The sequence below is a fragment of the Providencia sp. PROV209 genome, assembly GCF_028479485.1.
GTDB lineage: Bacteria > Pseudomonadota > Gammaproteobacteria > Enterobacterales > Enterobacteriaceae > Providencia > Providencia alcalifaciens.
Window position 1 is genome coordinate 321,225 of the sequence record NZ_JAMPNR010000001.1, and the last position, 21,993, is coordinate 343,217.

18 protein-coding genes are annotated in these 21,993 nt (G+C 44.6%); 16 read left to right on the plus strand and 2 right to left on the minus strand.

The window, feature by feature from the left end; translation table 11 throughout:
- Positions 1-105 precede the first annotated feature (105 nt).
- From PR795_RS01595 to nuoN, 13 genes are all read left to right on the plus strand, one after another.
- Positions 106-549, plus strand: a complete 444-nt coding sequence (locus PR795_RS01595; RefSeq protein WP_036962979.1) for an NADH-quinone oxidoreductase subunit A — start codon at positions 106-108, stop codon at positions 547-549.
- An 18-nt stretch (positions 550-567) separates the two neighbouring features.
- Positions 568-1,242, plus strand: coding sequence for a NuoB/complex I 20 kDa subunit family protein (locus PR795_RS01600; RefSeq protein ID WP_004912254.1), 675 nt, complete (start codon positions 568-570; stop codon positions 1,240-1,242).
- Between the two features lie 74 nt (positions 1,243-1,316).
- Positions 1,317-3,119: an NADH-quinone oxidoreductase subunit C/D gene (nuoC, locus tag PR795_RS01605; protein ID WP_006660286.1), complete on the plus strand. Its 1,803-nt coding sequence runs from the start codon at positions 1,317-1,319 to the stop codon at positions 3,117-3,119.
- Positions 3,120-3,121: 2 nt separating this feature from the next.
- Positions 3,122-3,661, plus strand: coding sequence for an NADH-quinone oxidoreductase subunit NuoE (nuoE, locus tag PR795_RS01610; RefSeq protein WP_006660287.1), 540 nt, complete (start codon positions 3,122-3,124; stop codon positions 3,659-3,661).
- Complete coding sequence (nuoF, locus tag PR795_RS01615) at positions 3,658-5,016, plus strand: NADH-quinone oxidoreductase subunit NuoF (protein ID WP_006660288.1); 1,359 nt, start codon at positions 3,658-3,660, stop codon at positions 5,014-5,016. Before nuoE ends, nuoF begins: the two co-directional genes overlap by 4 nt.
- An 88-nt stretch (positions 5,017-5,104) precedes the next feature.
- On the plus strand, positions 5,105-7,837 hold the full coding sequence (nuoG, locus tag PR795_RS01620; protein ID WP_181480061.1) for an NADH-quinone oxidoreductase subunit NuoG: 2,733 nt from the start codon (positions 5,105-5,107) through the stop codon (positions 7,835-7,837).
- On the plus strand, positions 7,837-8,814 hold the full coding sequence (nuoH, locus tag PR795_RS01625; RefSeq protein WP_006661367.1) for an NADH-quinone oxidoreductase subunit NuoH: 978 nt from the start codon (positions 7,837-7,839) through the stop codon (positions 8,812-8,814). Before nuoG ends, nuoH begins: the two co-directional genes overlap by 1 nt.
- Positions 8,815-8,828: 14 nt before the next feature.
- Positions 8,829-9,371: an NADH-quinone oxidoreductase subunit NuoI gene (gene nuoI / locus PR795_RS01630; protein ID WP_004259834.1), complete on the plus strand. Its 543-nt coding sequence runs from the start codon at positions 8,829-8,831 to the stop codon at positions 9,369-9,371.
- A gap of 12 nt (positions 9,372-9,383) precedes the next feature.
- Positions 9,384-9,929 (plus strand): NADH-quinone oxidoreductase subunit J, encoded by a 546-nt coding sequence (nuoJ, locus tag PR795_RS01635; RefSeq protein ID WP_006660291.1) that lies wholly within the window; start codon positions 9,384-9,386, stop codon positions 9,927-9,929.
- Entirely contained in the window at positions 9,926-10,228 is a 303-nt protein-coding gene (nuoK, locus tag PR795_RS01640) for an NADH-quinone oxidoreductase subunit NuoK (protein WP_181480060.1), read from the plus strand. Before nuoJ ends, nuoK begins: the two co-directional genes overlap by 4 nt.
- Positions 10,225-12,066: an NADH-quinone oxidoreductase subunit L gene (gene nuoL / locus PR795_RS01645; RefSeq protein WP_006660293.1), complete on the plus strand. Its 1,842-nt coding sequence runs from the start codon at positions 10,225-10,227 to the stop codon at positions 12,064-12,066. The genes nuoK and nuoL overlap by 4 nt, the downstream gene beginning before the upstream one ends.
- 19 nt (positions 12,067-12,085) lie before the next feature.
- On the plus strand, positions 12,086-13,609 hold the full coding sequence (gene nuoM / locus PR795_RS01650; RefSeq protein ID WP_006660294.1) for an NADH-quinone oxidoreductase subunit M: 1,524 nt from the start codon (positions 12,086-12,088) through the stop codon (positions 13,607-13,609).
- A 9-nt stretch (positions 13,610-13,618) separates the two neighbouring features.
- Positions 13,619-15,130, plus strand: a complete 1,512-nt coding sequence (nuoN, locus tag PR795_RS01655) for an NADH-quinone oxidoreductase subunit NuoN (protein ID WP_006661368.1) — start codon at positions 13,619-13,621, stop codon at positions 15,128-15,130.
- A 55-nt stretch (positions 15,131-15,185) separates the two neighbouring features.
- Here the strand turns inward: nuoN and PR795_RS01660 are convergent, their stop codons facing one another.
- Complete coding sequence (locus PR795_RS01660; RefSeq protein WP_006660296.1) at positions 15,186-16,196, minus strand: alpha-xenorhabdolysin family binary toxin subunit B; 1,011 nt, start codon at positions 16,194-16,196, stop codon at positions 15,186-15,188.
- An 11-nt stretch (positions 16,197-16,207) separates the two neighbouring features.
- Positions 16,208-17,419 (minus strand): alpha-xenorhabdolysin family binary toxin subunit A, encoded by a 1,212-nt coding sequence (locus tag PR795_RS01665; protein WP_036966141.1) that lies wholly within the window; start codon positions 17,417-17,419, stop codon positions 16,208-16,210.
- A gap of 674 nt (positions 17,420-18,093) precedes the next feature.
- On the opposite strand from PR795_RS01665, the gene PR795_RS01670 reads away from it, so the two are divergent.
- From PR795_RS01670 to menH, 3 genes are all read left to right on the plus strand, one after another.
- Entirely contained in the window at positions 18,094-19,419 is a 1,326-nt protein-coding gene (locus PR795_RS01670) for an isochorismate synthase (protein ID WP_036961165.1), read from the plus strand.
- A gap of 127 nt (positions 19,420-19,546) precedes the next feature.
- Complete coding sequence (gene menD, locus PR795_RS01675; protein WP_036978911.1) at positions 19,547-21,226, plus strand: 2-succinyl-5-enolpyruvyl-6-hydroxy-3-cyclohexene-1-carboxylic-acid synthase; 1,680 nt, start codon at positions 19,547-19,549, stop codon at positions 21,224-21,226.
- A complete protein-coding gene (gene menH, locus PR795_RS01680) occupies positions 21,220-21,993 on the plus strand; it encodes a 2-succinyl-6-hydroxy-2,4-cyclohexadiene-1-carboxylate synthase (protein WP_181480057.1) in 774 nt (257 codons plus the stop codon). Before menD ends, menH begins: the two co-directional genes overlap by 7 nt.

The following is a 21,993-nucleotide window of genomic DNA, read 5'->3' on the forward strand; positions in this document are numbered from 1 at the left end:
ATCATATTGGTCTTTCTTCTCGATTAACTGGGCAATTGTGCTGCAACACTGCCATGTTGTTAAAAAGAGCAGTTACGCATCATAAGTAATGAGTAAGCAACGAGTATGTCTACATCAATCCTAGAGTTAGCCCATAACTGGGGCTTTGCTATATTCCTTCTCGGCGCTATTGGTCTTTGCGCTTTCATGTTGACCGCTGGTCATTTCTTGGGTAGCCGCGCCAAAGCCAGAACAAAACACGTTCCCTATGAGTCAGGTATTGATTCAGTCGGTAGTGCTCGTCTTCGTATGTCAGCCAAGTTCTACTTGGTCGCGATGTTTTTCGTGATCTTCGATGTGGAGGCTATGTTCTTATTTGCATGGTCTGTCGCCATCCGCGAAGCGGGTTGGGTCGGTTTCATCGAAGCCGCTATTTTTATCTTGGTATTGTTGGCGGGATTATTTTATCTGGTCCGCGTTGGTGCATTGGATTGGACTCCAATCCGTTCACGTCGCGCAGTTAAAGGTCCTAGTGAAGTTATTAAAATCAGCAATCGTCATCCGCAGTAAAAAGCGAGGCAATATACAATGGATTATACGCTCACCCGCATAGATCCGAACGGTGAGAACGACCGTTACCCACTGCAAACTCAAGAAATCGTTACTGATCCTCTTGAGCAGCAAGTTGAAAACAGTGTGTATATGGGGAAATTATCCCATGCACTTCATGATGTGGTGAACTGGGGTCGTAAGAACTCCCTGTGGCCATACAACTTTGGTCTTTCATGTTGCTATGTAGAAATGGTGACGTCGTTCACGGCTGTTCATGACGTAGCCCGCTTTGGTGCGGAAGTACTACGTGCTTCTCCTCGTCAAGCCGACTTCATGGTTGTTGCGGGAACCTGTTTTACTAAAATGGCTCCCGTTATTCAGCGCCTATATGACCAAATGCTTGAACCAAAATGGGTTATCTCCATGGGTTCATGTGCAAACTCGGGTGGGATGTATGACATCTACTCTGTAGTGCAAGGCGTCGACAAATTTATTCCCGTGGATGTGTACATTCCAGGCTGCCCACCACGCCCTGAAGCCTATATGCAGGCTCTCCTTCTGTTACAAGAATCCATCGGCAAAGAACGTCGCCCACTTTCATGGGTTGTCGGTGATCAGGGTGTTTATCGTGCGAACATGCAGTCAGAAAGAGAAAGAAAACACGGTGAACGTATCGCAGTGACTAACCTGCGTACCCCAGACGAAATTTAAGGCTTTTAGCCATACAGCGTAACAGAGCAATGTTGTTGCGAAATAATAAACCTGATCAAGCGTTATGGTGAAGAATGATGACAGATCAGATAGCGCAAGCGAGTCGTAACCAGCCAGAATGGCAGACACAGGATCACATTAATGATCCTGTGCTTCTGGAACTGCGCAATCAATTTGGCCCGGATGCCTTTTCTGTTCAAGCGACCCGTACTGGCATGCCAGTGATTTGGGTGCGCCGTGAACAATTACTGGAAATTGTAGATTTCTTAAAGAAACTGCCTAAACCTTATGTGATGTTATTCGACCTACACGGAGTCGATGAACGCCAGCGTATCCATCGCCAAGGTCTGCCTGAAGCAGATTTTAGTGTGTTCTACCACATCATATCTATTGACCGAAATCGCGATATCATGTTGAAAGTGGCTCTTAACGAGAATGACTTAAACGTGCCGTCCGTGGTTTCTCTTTTCCCTAATGCTAACTGGCATGAACGTGAAGTTTGGGACATGTTCGGTATTACCTTCCAAGGTCACCCGAATCTGCGCCGCCTTCTAATGTCACCAAGCTGGGAAGGTCATCCACTGCGTAAAGATTACCCAGCGCGTGCCACTGAATTCGACCCGTTTGTGCTAACTAAGCAGAAACAAGATCTGGAAATGGAAGCATTGACTTTCAAACCAGAAGAGTGGGGCATGTCTCGAGGAAATGAAAACGAAGATTTCATGTTCCTTAACTTGGGTCCAAACCACCCATCTTCCCACGGTGCATTCCGTATTGTTCTACAACTCGATGGTGAAGAAATTATTAACTGCGTGCCAGATATTGGGTATCACCATCGCGGCGCAGAAAAAATGGGTGAACGCCAATCATGGCATAGCTACATTCCTTACACAGACCGTATCGAATATCTTGGCGGTTGTGTCAATGAGATGCCTTATATTTTAGCGGTTGAAAAACTGGCAGGTATTGAAGTACCGGATCGCGTAAAAACTATCCGTGTCATGATGTCAGAACTTTTCCGTATCAATAGCCATCTGCTATATATCAGTACGTATATCCAAGACGTTGGTGCGATGACGCCAGTTTTCTTCGCGTTTACCGATAGACAAAAAGTGTACAACGTGATTGAAGCTATCACGGGCTTCCGTATGCATCCAGCATGGTTCCGTATTGGCGGTGTAGCTCATGATTTACCTCGTGGCTGGGACAAACTGCTGCGCGAATTACTCGATTGGTTACCGAAGCGCCTAGAATCTTATGTTACCTCTGCATTGAAAAACTCCATCCTGAAAGGTCGTTCTGTTGGCGTAGCGTCTTATACCAAAGAAGAAGCGTTAGCGTGGGGCGTCACAGGGGCAGGTTTACGTGCAACAGGTGTAGATTTCGACGTGCGTAAATGGCGTCCATATTCTGGCTACGAAAACTTTGAATTTGACATCCCAATCGCTCACAACGGTGACTGTTATGACCGCGTGATGATCAAAGTGGAAGAGATGCGTCAAAGTATCCGTATTCTTGAGCAGTGCTTGAAGAATATGCCAGAAGGTCCATTTAAAGCGGATCACCCACTGACTACGCCGCCACCAAAAGAGCGTACATTGCAGCATATCGAAACCCTGATTAACCACTTCTTACAAGTGTCGTGGGGACCGGTGATGCCAGCGAACGAATCATTCCAGATGGTTGAAGCAACCAAAGGGATCAACAGCTACTACTTGACCAGTGACGGTAGCACCATGAGTTATCGTACACGAATTCGTACCCCGAGCTATGAGCACTTACAGCAAATTCCGGCGGTTATTCGAGGTAGCTTGGTGTCTGACTTGATTGTCTATCTGGGTAGTATTGATTTTGTAATGTCGGATGTGGATCGCTAACCATGCATAATGAACAAAATAAACACGAGCAATTAGACGTTGTGAATGTCTTTGAACCGCAAGTGAACCACGGTTTTGTGTTAACTGAACACGAACGTGCGGAAATTGAAGGCGAAAAACATCACTACGAAGATGCACGCGCAGCGTCGATTGAAGCGCTGAAAATTGTGCAAAAGAACCGTGGCTGGGTTGAAGATGGCGCAATTCACGCTATCGCTGATGTTTTAGGTATCCCCGCAAGTGATGTTGAGGGGGTTGCGACATTCTATAGCCAAATTTTCCGCCAACCTGTTGGTCGCCATATTATTCGTTATTGCGACAGCGTTGTTTGCCATATTACCGGCTACCAAGGCTTAGAAGCTGAAATTATTAAACAGCTGAATATTCGCCCAGGACAAACAACGGCTGATGGTCGCTTTACGCTGCTGCCAACCTGTTGCTTAGGCAATTGTGACAAAGGGCCTACGATGATGATCGATGAGGATACCCACAGTTACGTCCAGCCTGAAAATATTCAAAAGCTACTGGAGCAGTATCCATGACAAATTCTGTTAATCCAGTGATCCGAACTGCAGAAACTCATCCACTAACTTGGCGCCTGCGTGATGACGCGCAGCCAGTCTGGTTAGATGAGTATCGCAGTAAAAACGGATACAAAGGTCTTGAGCGTGCACTTAAAGGCATGGCGCCGGATGAAGTTGTTAATCTCGTTAAAGACGCGGGTCTGAAAGGACGCGGTGGTGCGGGATTCTCAACGGGTCTGAAATGGAGCCTGATGCCAAAAGACGAAAACATGAAACTGCGTTATTTCTTATGTAATGCGGATGAAATGGAGCCGGGCACCTATAAAGACCGCCTACTGATGGAGCAACTTCCTCACCTTTTAGTTGAAGGGATGATTACTGGCGCATATGCACTTAAAGCATATCGCGGTTACATCTTCCTACGTGGTGAATATGTGGAAGCGGCAAGAAATTTACGTCGCGCCATTGAAGAAGCAAAAGCAGCGGGTCTGTTAGGTAAAAATATTCTTGGTTCAGGTTTTGATTTTGAGCTGTTTGTGCACACGGGCGCAGGTCGTTATATCTGTGGTGAAGAAACCGCACTGATTAACTCATTAGAAGGTCGCCGCGCAAACCCACGCTCTAAACCACCATTCCCTGCGAGTTCTGGGGCTTGGGGTAAACCGACTTGCGTGAATAACGTGGAAACCATCTGTAACGTTCCTGCGATTTTAGAGCACGGTGACCAGTGGTATATCAATTTAAGTGCTGGTAAGAGTAAAGATGCCGGCACTAAGCTGATGGGCTTCTCAGGTCGTGTGAAAAATCCAGGTTTATGGGAATTGCCATTTGGTACGACAGCGCGTGAAGTTTTAGAAGACTACGCGGGCGGTATGCGCGATGGATTAAAACTCAAAGCATGGCAACCGGGTGGTGCAGGAACTGACTTCCTGACCAACGATCACCTCGATTTACCGATGGATTTCGAAAATATTGCAAAAGCGGGCAGCCGTTTAGGGACTGCACTGGCAATGGCAGTGGATAACGAAATCAATATGGTTTCTTTAGTGCGTAACTTAGAAACCTTTTTCGCACGTGAATCCTGTGGTTGGTGTACGCCATGCCGTGATGGTTTGCCATGGAGCGTGAAAATTTTACAAGCACTGGAAAAAGGCGAAGGTCAAGAAGGGGATATCGAAACTCTTGAGCAACTTTGCCGTTTCTTAGGTCCAGGTAAAACGTTCTGTGCACACGCACCGGGTGCGGTTGAGCCATTACAAAGCGCCATCAAATATTTCCGTGGAGAGTTCGAAGCGGGTATCTCGAAAAAAGATCTGCGTAACATCGTGCAGATTGCCGGGATCCAACCAAACCTGCTGAAGCAGCGTTGGTAAGCATTTAGCGATTGAGCAACCGCTAAACGAATTTTTAACGAAGAACGTATTTATGTTTAACGCCTGCTAACGCGGGCCTTTGGGAAGCATGCTGACTATGGCTACGATATATGTAGACGGCAAAGAATATGACGTAAACGGGTCAGAAAACCTGTTACAAGCCTGCTTATCGTTGGGGCTAGATATTCCTTATTTTTGCTGGCATCCGGCGCTGGGAAGCGTTGGCGCTTGCCGCCAGTGTGCGGTGAAGCAGTATCAAAACGCAGATGACACTCGTGGTCGCCTCGTAATGTCTTGTATGACACCGGCAACGGAAGGCACTTACATCTCAATCGATGATGAAGAAGCCAAACAATTCCGTGAAAGTGTTGTTGAATGGCTAATGACCAACCACCCACACGACTGCCCAGTCTGTGAGGAAGGGGGTAACTGCCACTTACAAGATATGACGGTCATGACTGGTCATACGATGCGTAAGTATCGTTTTACTAAGCGTACTCACGTTAACCAAGATCTCGGTCCTTTCATTAGTCATGAAATGAACCGCTGTATCGCGTGTTACCGCTGTGTTCGTTATTACAAAGATTATGCGGATGGCACTGATTTAGGTGTGTATGGGGCGCATAACTATGTCTATTTTGGTCGTACTGAAGACGGTACGCTGGAAAGCGAGTTTTCTGGCAACCTCGTCGAAGTGTGTCCAACAGGGGTATTCACCGACAAAACTCACTCAGAACGCTACAACCGTAAATGGGATATGCAATTTGCACCGGGTATCTGCCAACAATGCAGTATCGGTTGTAATACCAGCCCAGGTGAGCGTTATGGTGAACTACGCCGTATTGAAAACCGCTATAACGGTTCTGTAAACCATTACTTCCTGTGTGACCGCGGTCGCTTTGGTTATGGTTATGTAAACCGCAAAGACCGTCCTCGCCAAGCACTATTCACTAAAGATGGCGTGCAGCAAGTGATTTCAGCAATTGAAGCGATGCAAAGCGGTGCGCAGATTATCAATCAAGCGAAAAAAGTGATTGGTATCGGGTCTCCGCGTGCGAGCGTTGAAAGTAACTATGCTCTGCGTGCGCTGGTTGGTGCGGAAAACTTCTATTCGGGCATTTCTGCGGACGAGCAACGTCGCTTATCGTTGATGCAAAATATCCTGCAAAATGGTGGCATCTACACCCCAACACTGCGTGAAATCGAAGGTTATGATGCGGTGTTAGTGCTGGGTGAAGATTTAACCCAGACGGGTGCGCGTATGGCGCTGTCTGTTCGCCAAGCCGTGAAGGGCAAAGCCCGTGAAATGGCAGCGGCACAGAAAGTCGCTGACTGGCAAATCGCAGCGATTCAAAACATTGGTCAACACGCCAAGTATCCACTGTTTATCACCAACGTGGATGACACGCGTTTAGATGATGTCGCGGCATACAATTACCGTGCGCCAGTGGCTGACCAAGCGCGTTTCGGTTTTGCGATTGCTAACCTGATCAACGGTGACGCACCAGCGGTGAATGATTTACCGGCTGATGTGAAAGCGAAAGTAGAAACTGTGGCTCAGGCCTTAGCAGGTGCGAAAAAACCTCTGATTATCAGTGGTAGCCATAGCGCTAGTGATGCGATGATTGAAGCCGCAGCGAACGTGGCATTTGCGCTGAAAGCGAAAGGTGCAAACGTCGGTCTGTCTTATGTCGCATCTCATGCAAATAGCTTCGGTCTGGCGATGATGAACGCACTGCCGTTAGAAAACGCCTTTGCTCGCATTGAAGCCAAAGAAGCCGATGTTGCGATTGTGATGGAAAATGACCTTTACCGTCATAGCACCGTGGATGCCGTCAATAGCGCATTAGCGAAATTGAAACACCTAATTGTGGCAGACCACCAGCACACTGACATTATGGATAAAGCGACATTAGTGCTGCCAGCAGCCAGTTTTGCTGAAGCAGATGGTACGCTTATCAACCAAGAAGGTCGTGCTCAACGTTTCTTCCAAGTGTTTGACCCAACTTACTACGATAACAGCATTGTGATGAACGAAAGCTGGCGTTGGATGCATTCACTGCACACTGAAGCGCAGCAACGTGATGCGGATTGGTCGCAATTAGATCACGTTATTGAAGAGTGTGTGGCTGCACTGCCGCAATTTGCAGGTATCAGAGATACCGCACCAAAAGCCTCTTTCCGCATTCGTGGACAGAAATTGGCGCGTGAACCGCATCGTTACAGCGGTCGTACGGCAATGCTGGCGGACAAATCGGTTCATGAACCGCGTCAACCGCAAGATATCGACTCACCATTTGCGTTCTCAATGGAAGGGAATAACCAACCGAAAGCACCACGTCAGCAAATTCCATTTGCATGGGCACCGGGCTGGAACTCACCACAAGCATGGAACAAGTTCCAAGCGGAAGTGGGTGGACACCTGTTATTTGGTGACCCAGGCGTGCGTTTATTCAATTCCAAAGACAGTAAATTGGCTTACTTCACTGAGATCCCAGCGGCTTACCAAGGCGGTGAATCTCAATGGGTCGTTGCACCTTACTATCATCTATTTGGCAGTGATGAAACCTCACAACGTGCCGATGTGATTCAGCAACGTATGCCAGAGCCTTATATCATGTTGAATGCACAAGATGCGGCGACACTGGGCTTAAATGCAGGCGTAAAAGCCGAGTTTAGCCATGCAGGTCAAACGTTTAATCTGCCAGTACGCATCAGCCAGCACCTTGCAGTGGGTCATATCGGTTTACCTCTTGGTATGCCGGGAATTGCACCTGTCATGGCTGGCGTGTCAGTGAATAATCTGCGGAGGGGCGCATGATGGATTGGATTTCTCCGGCGGTGATGGAAGTCCTGATTTCCATCCTTAAATCAGTTGTTATCTTGCTGGTTGTTGTGACCTGCGGGGCATACATGAGTCTCGGCGAACGCCGTATTCTCGGTTTGTTCCAAAACCGTTACGGCCCTAACCGTGTTGGCCCATTTGGTATGGGTCAGCTGATTGCCGACATGTTCAAAATGCTGTTTAAAGAAGACTGGATCCCAGAGTTTGCGGATAAGAAAATCTTTACGCTGGCGCCAGTTATTGCATTTTGTTCACTGTTTTTAGCATTTGCGATTGTGCCAGTCAGCCCGACTTGGCATGTTGCGGATCTGAACATCGGAATTTTATTCTTCCTGATGATGGCGGGTCTGGCTGTTTACGCGGTGCTATTTGCAGGTTGGTCAAGTAACAACAAATACTCATTATTGGGTGCGATGCGTGCATCCGCTCAAACCGTCAGCTATGAAGTGTTCTTAGGATTGTCATTGATGGGTGTCGTCGCGCAAGCGGGTTCATTCAACTTAATTGACATCGTGAACTCCCAAGCGGGTATGTGGAACGTTATCCCACAATTCTTTGGCTTCATTACGTTTGCGATTGCGGGTGTTGCGGTGTGTCACCGTCACCCATTTGACCAACCCGAAGCGGAACAAGAAATTGCCGACGGTTATCACGTTGAATATTCCGGTATGAAATTCGGTCTGTTCTTCGTGGGTGAATATATCGGTATCGTGACAGTGTCTGCTCTGATTGTGACACTGTTCTTTGGCGGTTGGCATGGTCCATTCTTGCCTGCTTTCCTGTGGTTTGCGATTAAAACAGCATTCTTCATGATGATGTTCATCTTGATCCGTGCGTCTTTACCGCGTCCACGTTATGACCAAGTCATGTCTTTCGGTTGGAAAATTTGCCTGCCGTTGACACTGCTTAACCTGCTGGGTACCGCAGCAGTGATTTTATACAACGCTCAGTAAGGGGTGATTGAACCATGACATTAAAAGAGTTATTGGTCGGTTTCGCCACCCAAGTACGCAGTATTTGGATGGTGGGTCTACATGCGTTCGATAAACGGGAAACGCAGATGTACCCAGAAGAGCCGGTTTATCTGCCACCCCGTTACCGTGGACGCATCGTGCTAACGCGCGATCCTGACGGTGAAGAGCGTTGTGTTGCGTGTAACTTATGTGCGGTGGCTTGCCCTGTGGGATGTATCTCACTGCAAAAAGCGGAACATGAAGATGGACGCTGGTATCCAGAATTTTTCCGCGTGAACTTCTCTCGCTGTATTTTCTGTGGTCTGTGTGAAGAGGCTTGCCCAACGACGGCAATCCAATTAACGCCAGACTTTGAAATGGCAGATTGGCGTCGTCAGGATCTGGTTTATGAAAAGAATGACCTGCTGATTTCGGGTCCGGGTAAATATCCTGATTATAACTTTTACCGTAAATCAGGTATGGCGATTGCAGGTAAAGATAAAGGTGAAGCGGATAACGAAGCCAAACCAATCAACGTCAAAGACCTGTTGCCGTAAGGAGCGATATTCATGGAATTTACTTTTTATATCGCCGGTCTGGTTGCTGTTTTAGCAACTTTGAGGGTGATAACCAATACCAATCCAGTGCATGCGCTACTGTATCTGGTGGTTTCTCTGCTGGCACTGTCAATGGTGTTCTTCTCGCTAGGCGCGTATTTCGCGGGTGCGTTGGAGATTATCGTTTACGCAGGCGCCATTATGGTTCTGTTTGTTTTCGTGGTGATGATGTTGAACTTAGGGCGCTCTGTACAAGAGCAAGAGCGCGCTTGGTTAACACCGAAAACGTGGATAGGTCCCGCAGTGCTATCTGCCGTTTTACTGGGCATTTTAGTTTACGGGATCACAAGCCTTTCTCACCAAGATAAAACGGAAGGTGCAATTATCACGGCGAAAGAAGTGGGTATCAGTTTGTTTGGTCCTTACGTCTTAGCGGTTGAATTGGCATCGTTATTGTTACTCGCAGGTTTGGTTGTTGCATTCCATGTGGGTCGTGACCGTTCAGAAAACAGTGCTGATCTTGTCAGCAACAGCCGTAATGCGGGGGAGAAACAATGATACCTCTTCAACATGGTCTGATTTTAGCGGTAATTATTTTCGTAATGGGACTTAGCTGCCTCGTTATTCGCCGCAACCTGCTTTTCATGCTGATCGGACTGGAAATCATGGTGAACGCAACGGCATTAGCCTTTGTGGTCGCGGGCAGTTTTTGGGGGCAACCAGATGGTCAGATTATGTATATTCTGGCAATCACTCTGGCGGCAGCGGAGGCGAGTATTGGATTGGCGTTGTTACTGCAACTCCATCGTCATCGTCAAAACCTGAACATTGATAAAGTCAGTGAGATGCGCGAATGAACTTACTCTATTTAACGATTCTGTTCCCGCTGTTAGGGTCTGTGCTTCTCGCATTTTCCCGCGGTCGTTGGTCAGAAAATGTATCCGCGATTATCGGCGCAGGCTCAGTGGGTCTCGCCGCTCTAGTTGCATTTTATGCTGGTTCTGAGTTTCTAACTCATGAAGCTGGGTATGTTTATCCACAAATGTTATGGACTTGGATGTCTGTGGGTAATTTCACTATCCCATTTAGCTTATCCCTCGATGGTCTTTCTTTGACCATGTTAGGTGTGGTAACGGGTGTGGGCTTCCTTATTCATGTGTATGCCTCTTGGTATATGCGTGGCGAGGAAGGTTACTCACGTTTCTTCACTTACACTAACCTGTTTATCGCGAGCATGGTGGTATTAGTGCTGGCCGATAACATGATGCTGATGTATCTCGGTTGGGAAGGGGTAGGGCTGTGCAGTTATCTGTTGATTGGTTTCTATTACACCAACCCAGAAAATGGCAAAGCAGCGATGAAAGCCTTTTTCGTGACCCGTATCGGTGACGTGTTCTTGGCTATCGGCATGTTTATCCTGTACAACGAACTGGGCACATTAAACTTCAGCGAAATGGCGCAACGTGCAACTCAGCTGTCACCAGAAGGCTTATCCATGCTGAACTGGGCAACGCTGATGTTACTGGGTGGTGCTGTGGGTAAATCGGCTCAGTTACCATTACAAACATGGTTAGCCGATGCAATGGCAGGTCCAACACCGGTTTCTGCATTAATCCACGCCGCAACCATGGTAACGGCAGGTGTGTACTTAATCGCACGTACTCATGGGTTATTCCTGTTAACGCCAGACATTCTGCATTTAGTGGGTGTCATAGGCGCAGTAACGTTACTGTTTGCAGGCTTTGCTGCACTGGTACAAACGGATATCAAACGTGTTCTTGCTTACTCCACCATGAGCCAGATTGGTTACATGTTCTTGGCGCTGGGTGTTCAAGCATGGGATGCGGCAATTTTCCACTTAATGACACACGCCTTCTTCAAAGCGTTACTGTTCCTGTCCGCAGGTTCGGTGATCATCGCGTGTCACCACGAGCAAAACATCTTCAAGATGGGTGGGCTGCGTAAGCAAATTCCATTCGTTTATATTGTAATGTTAATCGGTGGTAGTGCATTGGCAGCGTTGCCGCTGTTTACCTCTGGTTTCTACAGTAAAGATGCCATCTTGTGGGGCGCGAAAGTGGATGGACAAACTGTGCTGTTATGGGCAGGTATCATCGGTGCTCTGATGACCGCTATTTATACCTTCCGTATGATTTTCATCGTGTTTCATGGTGAAGCAAAAATCAAAGCGCATAAAGTTAAAGGCATCACTCACACCGTACCACTGGCTATTTTGGCTATCCTCGCGACCTTTGTGGGTGCGATGATCCATCAGCCATTAGAGGGCGTTTTCCCTGCAAAACCAATGGAAGCTGGAGACGGTAAACTGTTTATCGAAGCTATCTCGGGTGGTTTTGCTATCGCTGGTCTGTTGATTGCGACGTTCCTCTACCTGTTTAGACGTTCTATCGTTGATGCGATTGCTAAGACAGCGATTGGTCGTTTCTTCTCAACGTGGTGGTATCATGCATGGGGCTTCGACTGGCTGTATGACGTTATCTTTGTGAAACCATTCAAAGGTATCGCATGGTTGCTCGAAAGCGATCCGATTAACTCACTGATGAATATCCCTGCACATCTTTCACGTTGGGCAAATAAAGGGCTAGCAGTGAGTGAAAACGGTCAGATCCGTTGGTATGTTGCCTCTCTGGGGCTGGGTGCAGTGCTGATTCTTGCTCTGCTGCTTTTGGTTTAATTAAGGGACACATTGCGCCATGCAATTATATTGGCTAATACTTATTCCCTTTATCGGTGCCCTGCTAAGCTGGCAGGCTGACCGATTCAGTCACCGCGCACCTCGTTGGGTTGCGCTGGGGACAATGGGAACGACGCTGATCCTCGCAGTACTATTTTGGCTGCAAGGGGACTATTCGCTGGTAAACCCACAAGGTATTCCAGAGTGGCAGAATACATACTCAACTGAGTGGATCCCTGCGCTGGGTATCAACTTCTCGCTAGCGGTTGATGGGTTATCTCTACTAATGGTGGTATTAACGGCCATTATGGGAGCGTTCTCCATCCTCAGTTCGTGGAGCGAACAGCAAGAAAACCAAGGTGCTTATCACTTTAACCTGCTATGGATTATTGCGGGTGTGATGGGGATCTTTACTGCGGTTGACCTGTTCTTATTCTTCTTCTTCTGGGAGATGATGCTGATTCCGATGTACTTCCTGATTGCGAATTGGGGACACAAAGGTTCAGGTAACCGTCAGCATGTGAATGCCGCGACAAAATTCTTTATCTATACACAAGTCAGCGGTTTGATCATGCTGGTGTCGATTATTGGCTTAGTTATCGTTCACTTTATTGAGTCCGGTGAGCTGACATTCGACTATAACTTGTTACTGGGTACGGAAAGCGCGCTGTCTGGAACGACTAGCTTCTTACTGATGCTGGGCTTCTTTATTGCTTTCGCCGTCAAAATGCCATTAGTGCCATTCCATGGGTGGATGGCAGATACCCAAGAACAATCGCCAACTGCGGGTTCCGTGGATATCTCCGGTATCATGCTGAAAACAGCGGCATATGGCTTATTACGCTTTACGTTACCTCTGTTCCCAGAAGCGTCACTGCAATTTACACCTGTGGCGATGACACTGGGTGTCATCAGTATCTTCTACGGTGCATGGTTAGCGTTTAAACAGACGGATATTAAGCGTTTAGCGGCGTACAGTAGCTTATCTCATATGGGATTTGTCACTGTGGCTATCTACGCAGGATCAACGCTGGCGTATCAAGGTGCTGTGGTCCAAATGATCACAAACGGTCTGTCCGGTGCAGCGCTGATTATTATCAGTGGTCAGCTTTACGAGCGTACTCAAACGCGTGATATGCGCATGATGGGTGGGTTATGGAAGCGCATCAAATGGTTACCGGGTTTATCCTTGTTCTTTGCAGCAGCAACGTTAGGTATGCCAGGCACAGGTAACTTTATCGGTGAATTCATGATCTTCTTCGGTAGCTTCAGCCAATTCACATTAGTGACCTGCATTATGGTATTTGGTGTGGTGTTTGCCTCTATCTATGCACTATGGATGATGCAGCAGACTTACTACGGAACGCCGAAATCAGACACTGAACTGAAAGGGCTAACCGCCCGTGAGTTTGGTGTTCTACTGGTTCTGGCGGCTTTATTGGTTATCATTGGTTTCTACCCTCAGCCTATCTTGGATACATCAGCGGGCTCGATGGAAACACTGCATAACCTGTATTCTGCTTCACTTTCAACACAAGGGTAGTAATTCGCCATGACAATAACACCTTTAGAATTGTTAGCAATGCTGCCGTTGATCCTCGTTGGATTAACTGCAGTGATTGTGATGCTGTCAATTGCGTGGCGGCGCGATCATTTAACCAGTGCCGCGATAACAGTGGTTGGCTTTCTTTTAACGCTAGTTTCACTGATTTGGGTTTACGGTTATACCTTTCCGACAGAGCTGGGCGAAGAAACACTCCTACCAAGAGCAGTCACTTCACTGCTGTTAGTTGATGGTTTTGCACTGTTCTACTCAGGATTGGTTCTGATCGCGGGTATGGGTACGGCTATCTTTGCTTATCATTGGTTAGAAGGTTTCAATGATAACAAAGAAGAGTTTTACTTATTACTGACCATTGCAGTAACCGGTGGAGTGTTACTGGGGATGTCGAACCATATGGCGTCGATGTTTATCGGTATTGAATTGATCTCTATCCCACTGTTCGGTTTAGTGGCTTATACCTTCGAACGTAGTCGCACTTTAGAAGCGGGTATCAAGTACATGGTGTTATCCGCAGCAGCCTCTTCATTCCTGCTGTTCGGTATCGCTTTGTTATACGCAGAATCAGGCAGCTTAAGCTTTAGCGTCGTCGGTCAAAGTTTAGCGAATAGCAGTGTTCATGCTCCGCTGATTTTAGTTGGTTTAGGAATGATGATTGTGGGCTTTGGCTTTAAATTATCGCTGTTCCCATTCCAATTATGGACACCTGATGTTTACCAAGGTGCGCCAGCACCGGTTGCGGCTTTCTTAGCAACGGGCAGTAAAATCGCTATTTTTGCCGTATTGGTTCGTATCTTCTTAGAAGCACCAATCGCCCATACAGATGGATTGGCGCAAACCGACACATTATTAGTGGTTGTCGGTGTGATTGCGGTCGCTTCGATTCTGTTTGGTAACTTATTGGCACTAACTCAGAAGAGCGCAAAACGCTTACTGGGTTATTCATCCATCGCACATATGGGCTACCTGTTGGTGACATTAGTGGCAATGCGTGTTGATGCACAATTGGCACAAGTCACTATTGCTATCTATCTGGTGAGCTACTTACTGGCAAGTTTGGGGGCATTTGGTGTGGTCAGCGTGATTTCAAGTCCATACCGTGGTGATGACCAAGATGATTTTAGTGCGTTCCGTGGTTTATTCTGGCATAAGCCGGTATTAGCGTTGGTCATGACGGTAATGCTGTTATCTCTGGCGGGTATTCCAATCACACTCGGATTCATCGGTAAGTTCTACGCGATTCTTTCTGTGGTTTATGCGGAACTGTGGTGGTTAACGGGTGCTATCGTGGTAGGTAGTGCATTAGGGTTATTCTACTATCTGCGCTTTATGGCGAGCTTATATAGCCGTGATGCAGAGCATGCAGATCGTTATACTGGTCCAGAAAAAATGACATTAGGCACAGTGTTTGCTGCTGTGTGTGCAATTGCGGTGATTGTGTTTGGTCTGTGGCCACAACCGATTATTAATATTGCAACATTAACAATGGCGGCAGTGAACTAAGTTCTTCATCTGCTTCAAGTAAAAGCCCCGTTACTTTACAGTAACGGGGCTTTTTTTAATCCGGTAATTGCCGTTGATATTGGTATTCAATGTCATTTAAATAGGTCATGAACATTTGACTCATGGTTTTAATATGTTCAAGATTTAGACACTCTTCAGATATCTTTTCACTCATAAAACCACACCAAGATTCCCAATAGGATTTTAAAGCACCAGTCTGTGTGATAATGGTTTGTTTGTGGCTCTCAATTTGGCTAATATCATTGGCATAGCTTATGATTTGGGAGATCCGAAATATATTATTATCAATCGTATTGATTTCTTCACGTGCTTCAATAATTTGGTCACTAACATAGATTCTGACATCCACAAGTTGGGAAAACTCAAGCCCATCATCAACCATAGTGAGTAGGTTACGTATATAACTAATAGCGGCTTTTAAAATATCTTTTTTATTGGGTTGAATATCAATAGAATCAATTAACTCTTTACCCTGAAAATACTTATCGAAGAAGTCTGTAATTCTGTGCTTTAAGATAATCTCTTCTGCTGCAAGAATAATCGAAAGATGATTGTTTAATTCATTAATTTTTGATTGTTTTCCATTTTTAGAATTAACCAAAAATTCTTTTTGTTTCAGATATTGAGAATGTTTCAATTTATTAGGTTCATTTAAATGGAATACTAGTAGTGATTCTAGAGCATAGCGGGTTTTTGCAATAAGCTTTTCCAACTCTGATTTAATATCTAATAAGTCATCAATAAAGCCAGTCATGACTATCTTCCGTCTAATGTCTGAGTAGGCATCATTATTGTCCTCTAATGTAAGTAACTCATAGGCATCATTCTTTATAATATAATTTAGTTTTATTTTCAGAATAGGGACTGAATTGCGAATGAGTTCATTAAGCCTTTCAACTTTAGCAGCAATTTTTTGAATTCGACCATAGATGATATAATCATAATTGAGAATATTTTTATTGAAAGAGCTAATACTATTTGAAATACACCTTAATTGATAAATATCAATGGAAGGTAACATAGGTAAATCAAGATTATCATGCATATTAACGCCTTTTATTGTGAATTTTTTTCACTGATTTGTAGCTCGTCAAATAGCTTAATCAAATGAATTGAATAGTCTTGAATAGCGGACCAAGACATGATGATACGTTTGAATTGCGTGATAAATTGGATCAGTTTTTCTGCATTATTTATCCTTGCAAATATATCAATAGATTGTTTGATTTCTGTGAGGATCACCAGCCACATATAATCTAAATGGTCAATTGCGAGACGAGCATCTTTAAATAAGCCATCAATTTTCTGTAAATTAATTTGGATATCGAAAATGGTTTTTTGTAATAACTGCTCTTGATGCAATTTATGGTTTATTTCTTCAATCTCTTTAATCAGCATGTTTTTTCGATGACGAATATTTTCTGCTTTTGAACCAAAAATACTGCCTGTGATGATTAAACCTATAATGCCGCCTGCAAGTCCTGTAAAGCAGAGTTTGACAAAGTGGCTATATTCTTGCTCGAGTTGGTGCAGTTCATTTTTCTTAAAAGTAATCAATTCTTTTAAGAATGACTCATTATTACTTGGATCCTCTTTAGATTCTAATTGTTGATATAGTCCTTTTAAAGTGAAAAGTAATGATTCTACATGGGTATAGTCTGAAAGATATCCACCAGTAATATAGGCGCGAAAATCAGAGACTGTATTTTTAATATGAATGGTTTTAATTGACTGTTGTTTTATATCTCCTTTAATTAAATGTAAAATACTTAAAAGTTCAGTGGCAATTTGTTGGTCATCATTTTGATAAGTAATCTGACTTAAACTTTCTTCAGATAAATCCTCTAAGGTATCAGAAATTTTTTTAATAATCGGCATGTGATTAATATATTCAAGAACTTGACCGCCAGTTTGCATGATATTTCGACTTGTTAGCGATAAATCGACGGATTGTTCTTTAACTTTCAATTCGACATTATTCCAGGAATTAGCATGCTTGCGAATATCAATGATGATATCCATTAGTTCAATTGCAGGAAGTGATGCGCTATTTTCATCATTAATGCCAAACCATTTTAAGATGTCACTGTCTTTTACCGGAAGTGCCAATGCGAATTGAACATGCCGATGAATACTGATGAGGTCTTCAAGGGTGAATATACCCGCTGATCTTGCGGATAGAGAATCTTGATTGGTTAATAATGCGAGAGTTGCGTCACCAATACTTTCCTTTTCAATGATTCTGTCATAATTAAACTGAGTATTCATTGTGGATTTCCAATTAATTGAATGAAGATAGAATGATAAAATTAGAAAACTAATTATCTTTTCACTTATATGACGATTTGTTTTTTGAATATTTCATTGTTAATAGTTGTAATTTTCTAATCATAATGAGTTTTTAATGGTCATGATCAGGAGGATTTACTCTTTCAAGTTTATAGTTCATAACCTACTAGAAACGTAGAGCTTACGTTGATATTAAAAAATGAAAATCCTCGCTAAAAAATAACTCCTTGGTTGTAGTTTTTAATATTTAACAATTAATCTAGTTACCGTTATTCAGACAGGTAAAAATGCGAATCATGTAAAAAAATAGATTTCTATATGCAAATTAAAAGTACTGAAATAGAAAGTCTATCCTCTAAAAAAGATAAGAATAAAAATAATTTATAATATAAATTATTGCTATTTTATATTTTCTATCTGTTTCTGAGATTTTCATTTAAAGTGAGATAGCGAGAAAAAAGCTTACTTAACATTTTGATAATCAATAATTTTTGTGATCTTAAATGACTTGCAAAGTATCACTTTCGCTCTCTTTGTGGCTGTTTTTTGAACGGATTATGTCATTAATAATGAATGTGTTAATAAATTACATTGCGATATATAATAATTATAAGTAAATCGATGTCGTTGTGATGTAGCAGTGGGAATCTAAAGTGACAAAAACAAAAATTGATAAATTATTAACTGAAATTCTGAATCATTTGTCGACATTAGTACTTAATCCTCACGAATATACCCGTTTAGTGTGGCAAATGGACACGAAAGAGGTATTCCCAGGGTTAGCATGGTTATCAGCCCAAGATAGCTATCCTCAGTTTTATTGGTATCATCGTACAGGTTCCGAAGAGTGCAGTGCTCTGGGGACGGTAAGATCGTTTAATTCCATCACTGATGCCGAACAATTTATCGCTGAACATGCAGAAATGCCGGATATGCGATTATGGGGTTTGAATGGTTGGAACGCAGTGGGTGAAGGGATTAGCGATGAGCTTAAACGGGAATCCGCATTCTATTTTTTACCTCGCTTAGAAATATTTCGTTTACGTTCCGCCGTTACGGTGACATTAAACATCGACGGTGCTGAAGACATACCGCATGCAATGGCATTTTTACAGCAGCTGAAATCAACATCGAATACGTTGTCTATACTATCAACTGAGATTATTGGGCAGCAACATATCCCCGATCATGATGAATGGTGTGAGCGATTAACTGGCGCTATCCAAGATATGCGCGCAGGTAAAATGGAAAAAGTCGTGATGGCGAGGGAAACGAAATTATCGTTAACCCAGCCTATTACTGTCGCTGAATTTTTATCCGCCAGCCAAAAGGTCAATCATCATTGCTACCATTTCATGATGGCCTTTAGTGCTCACTCAGGGTTTATGTCATCGACGCCAGAACGCCTTTATTTGCGCCAAGGAACTCAACTTAACTCAGAAGCATTAGCCGGAACCGTCGCAAATCATACTGATGATGTGATTGCGGCTGAAAATGCTAAGTGGTTAATGGAAGACAGTAAAAATCAACATGAAAATTTGGTGGTGGTTGATGATATTTGCCAACAGCTACAAGGTGCAGTTACAGGTATTGACGTTTCATCTGCAAAAGTTATCCGCCTTCGAAAAATCCAGCATTTGTATCGCTCTATCGCGGCGACATTATTAACGCCTTCGGATAGCGACTGTTTACAACGTTTACAACCAACGGCTGCGGTCTGTGGTTTACCTCGCTCAGTGGCTCGTGAGTTTTTAGCTCAGCATGAACCGTTTTCTCGAGGATGGTATGCGGGAACGGGAGGTTTTGTCAGCTTGAATCGAAGTGAATTTGCGGTTTCGCTGCGTTGTGCTCAAATTGATAATAGACAAATTTCGCTCTATTCAGGCGCGGGGATTGTGAGAGATTCAGATCCTGAACAAGAATGGGAAGAAATTGAAAACAAAGCTGCTGGGCTAAAGTCCTTACTCAAAACACACTAAAAACCCTATAGCTAAAATGGTTATTTCTTTTTTATTTTCAATTAGTTCATGAAAAATTGTTCTGAGATCAAGAAATTTTTCTTAATCCTATTACACTCAGCATCATGAATAATTTACCGAGCACATTATGTCTAATTCAGCATTTAATCTCCGTTGGGCTGAGGTAATTATTGAGGCGCTCGCCCGTCACGGAATGAAAAATATCTGTATTGCACCAGGATCTCGTTCCACACCATTGACATTGGCAGCGATCAATAACACGAAACTTCATTGCCATACGCACTTTGACGAGCGCGGATTAGGGCACCTTGCGCTAGGGCTTGCGAAGGCGAGTAGCGAGCCTGTTGGCGTTATTGTGACTTCAGGGACTGCGGTAGCCAATCTCTATCCGTCTCTCATTGAAGCTGGATTAACAGGGGAAAAAGTTATTTTTCTCACCGCCGATAGACCGCCTGAGTTGATTGATTGCGGGGCGAATCAGGCTATTCGCCAAACTCATATTTTTGCGAGTCATCCTTTCGAAAATTTAATGTTGCCAAGACCAACCCGTGATATTTCCGCAAAATGGCTGGTTTCTGCGATTGATAATGGGATGAATCAGTTGCGACATGGTGCATTCCATGTGAATTGCCCTTTTGCTGAGCCATTGTACGGAGAAACAGAAGGCGATACTGACTGGCAGGCAAGTTTAGGTGATTGGTGGCAATCATCCCATCCATGGTTGATTGAGCCATTGACCCATACTGTAGCTCTGGTTGCTGATTGGTATTTCTGGCGTCAGAAAAAAGGCGTGGTAGTCGCCGGGCGTATGAGCAGCAGTGATGGCGAGCTCGTGGCTAAATGGGCTGCCGAATTGGGGTGGCCACTTATTGGTGACGTACTTTCTCAAACCGGGCAGCCTTACCCTTGTGCTGATTTATGGTTACAGCACCCGAACGCTAAGGCTTGGCTAGATGAGGCTGAATTAGTGGTGCAATTTGGTTCAAGCCTGACAGGAAAACGCGCATTGCAATGGCAAAGTCAATGTCATCCCCAAGAGTATTGGATAGTGGATTCAATACCGGGACGTTTAGACCCAGCCAATCATCAGGGGCGCAAGCTCACGTGCAGCATTAAAGGATGGTTGGAACAACACCCAACTCAGCCACGTAGCCCATGGTGTGCAGATCTTGCTGATTTAGCGAATCGTACTTCACAACATATTGAAATACAGTTGAAAAACCAATTTTCAGAAGCTGCTGTCGCGCATCAATTGCCCGATCTTCTTCCTCCTCGTGGGCAACTTTTTGTGGGGAATAGTTTAATTGTTCGTTTAATTGATGCCTTCGCCCAGTTACCGGCAGGATATCCTGTGTTCAGTAACCGTGGCGCAAGTGGTATTGATGGGCTGATCTCAACGATGGCAGGGGTGCAACGCGCTACCGCTAAACCGACATTAGGTATCGTTGGTGACATTTCAGCGCTGTATGACCTAAATAGTTTAGCGTTATTACGTGAGCCTTCCGCGCCGAGCGTCTTGATTATCGTGAATAATAATGGTGGGCAAATATTCTCCATGTTGCCAACGTCACCTGAGGCTCGACAAAATTATTACTGCATGCCTCAAAATGTGAGTTTTGCTGGCGCTGCGATGATGTTTGGTCTGCAATATTGCGCCCCGACAGATTGGACAAGCTTAAAAGAGACGCTTGATGAATTTTGGCATAACCAGCACGGAACGCTGCTTGTTGAGCTGGTGGTTGACGGTGATGAAGGGGCTCGCACTCTGAAAAAATTACTGCAAGAAGTGGAAAGTTTGCCGTGTTAGCCGCGCACTGTTATCCCAGCCAAGAAAAAAATGACCAAACACCTTGGTTAGTGTTTCTGCATGGGTTGCTGGGAAGTGCTGATGACTGGTCATCCATTGTGGAGGCTTGCCCTAATTACCCCCGTTTAGTCGTCGATTTACCGGGGCATGGCGACGCGTGTCACATTACTTGCCAAGGTTTTAATGATTTTAACCAGCAATTGTCTCGCTTGCTGGAGCAGTACGCCGTTCAACGGTTTGTTTTAGTTGGTTATTCACTCGGTGCTCGTTTGGCGATGCATTTTGCCTGCTTTGCAAATCATAAAGGATTACAAGGCTTGGTGATTGAAGGTGGGAATGTGGGTTTACAGAATGCACAAGAACGCCAAGCTCGTGAGAGTCATGATCATCAATGGGCGGAACGTTTTCGCCACCAACCTATTGAGCGAGTACTGAATGACTGGTATCAGCAAGCCGTTTTTGCCGATCTTACCGACGAACAACGTGCTAATTTGGTTGCATTACGCGCCCTGAATAATCCCTTAGCCGTAGCGGATATGTTGGAAAATACCTCATTATCCAAACAGCCGTTTTTAGTCGAACCCTTGATGCATTTATCGGTCCCTTACTGCTATTTTTGCGGTGAAAAGGACCAAAAATTTCGAAGCGTTTCGCAACAATATGCATTGCCGTTTACGCTAATTAAGAATGCAGGGCATAATGCGCATCGGGAAAACCCCCAACATTATGTGATTGCACTTCACCATTTTTTATCACACTGTGGTTAA

Excerpts from the sequence above, each read along its gene's own strand:
- PR795_RS01595 (WP_036962979.1), top strand. The coding sequence starts at position 106 with ATGTCTACATCAATCCTAGAGTTAGCCCATAACTGGGGCTTTGCTATA.
- PR795_RS01600 (WP_004912254.1), top strand. The coding sequence starts at position 568 with ATGGATTATACGCTCACCCGCATAGATCCGAACGGTGAGAACGACCGT.
- nuoC (WP_006660286.1), top strand. The coding sequence starts at position 1,317 with ATGATGACAGATCAGATAGCGCAAGCGAGTCGTAACCAGCCAGAATGG.
- nuoE (WP_006660287.1), top strand. The coding sequence starts at position 3,122 with ATGCATAATGAACAAAATAAACACGAGCAATTAGACGTTGTGAATGTC.
- nuoF (WP_006660288.1), top strand. The coding sequence starts at position 3,658 with ATGACAAATTCTGTTAATCCAGTGATCCGAACTGCAGAAACTCATCCA.
- nuoG (WP_181480061.1), top strand. The coding sequence starts at position 5,105 with ATGCTGACTATGGCTACGATATATGTAGACGGCAAAGAATATGACGTA.
- nuoH (WP_006661367.1), top strand. The coding sequence starts at position 7,837 with ATGGATTGGATTTCTCCGGCGGTGATGGAAGTCCTGATTTCCATCCTT.
- nuoI (WP_004259834.1), top strand. The coding sequence starts at position 8,829 with ATGACATTAAAAGAGTTATTGGTCGGTTTCGCCACCCAAGTACGCAGT.
- nuoJ (WP_006660291.1), top strand. The coding sequence starts at position 9,384 with ATGGAATTTACTTTTTATATCGCCGGTCTGGTTGCTGTTTTAGCAACT.
- nuoK (WP_181480060.1), top strand. The coding sequence starts at position 9,926 with ATGATACCTCTTCAACATGGTCTGATTTTAGCGGTAATTATTTTCGTA.
- nuoL (WP_006660293.1), top strand. The coding sequence starts at position 10,225 with ATGAACTTACTCTATTTAACGATTCTGTTCCCGCTGTTAGGGTCTGTG.
- nuoM (WP_006660294.1), top strand. The coding sequence starts at position 12,086 with ATGCAATTATATTGGCTAATACTTATTCCCTTTATCGGTGCCCTGCTA.
- nuoN (WP_006661368.1), top strand. The coding sequence starts at position 13,619 with ATGACAATAACACCTTTAGAATTGTTAGCAATGCTGCCGTTGATCCTC.
- PR795_RS01660 (WP_006660296.1), bottom strand. The coding sequence starts at position 16,196 with ATGCATGATAATCTTGATTTACCTATGTTACCTTCCATTGATATTTAT.
- PR795_RS01665 (WP_036966141.1), bottom strand. The coding sequence starts at position 17,419 with ATGAATACTCAGTTTAATTATGACAGAATCATTGAAAAGGAAAGTATT.
- menD (WP_036978911.1), top strand. The coding sequence starts at position 19,547 with ATGTCTAATTCAGCATTTAATCTCCGTTGGGCTGAGGTAATTATTGAG.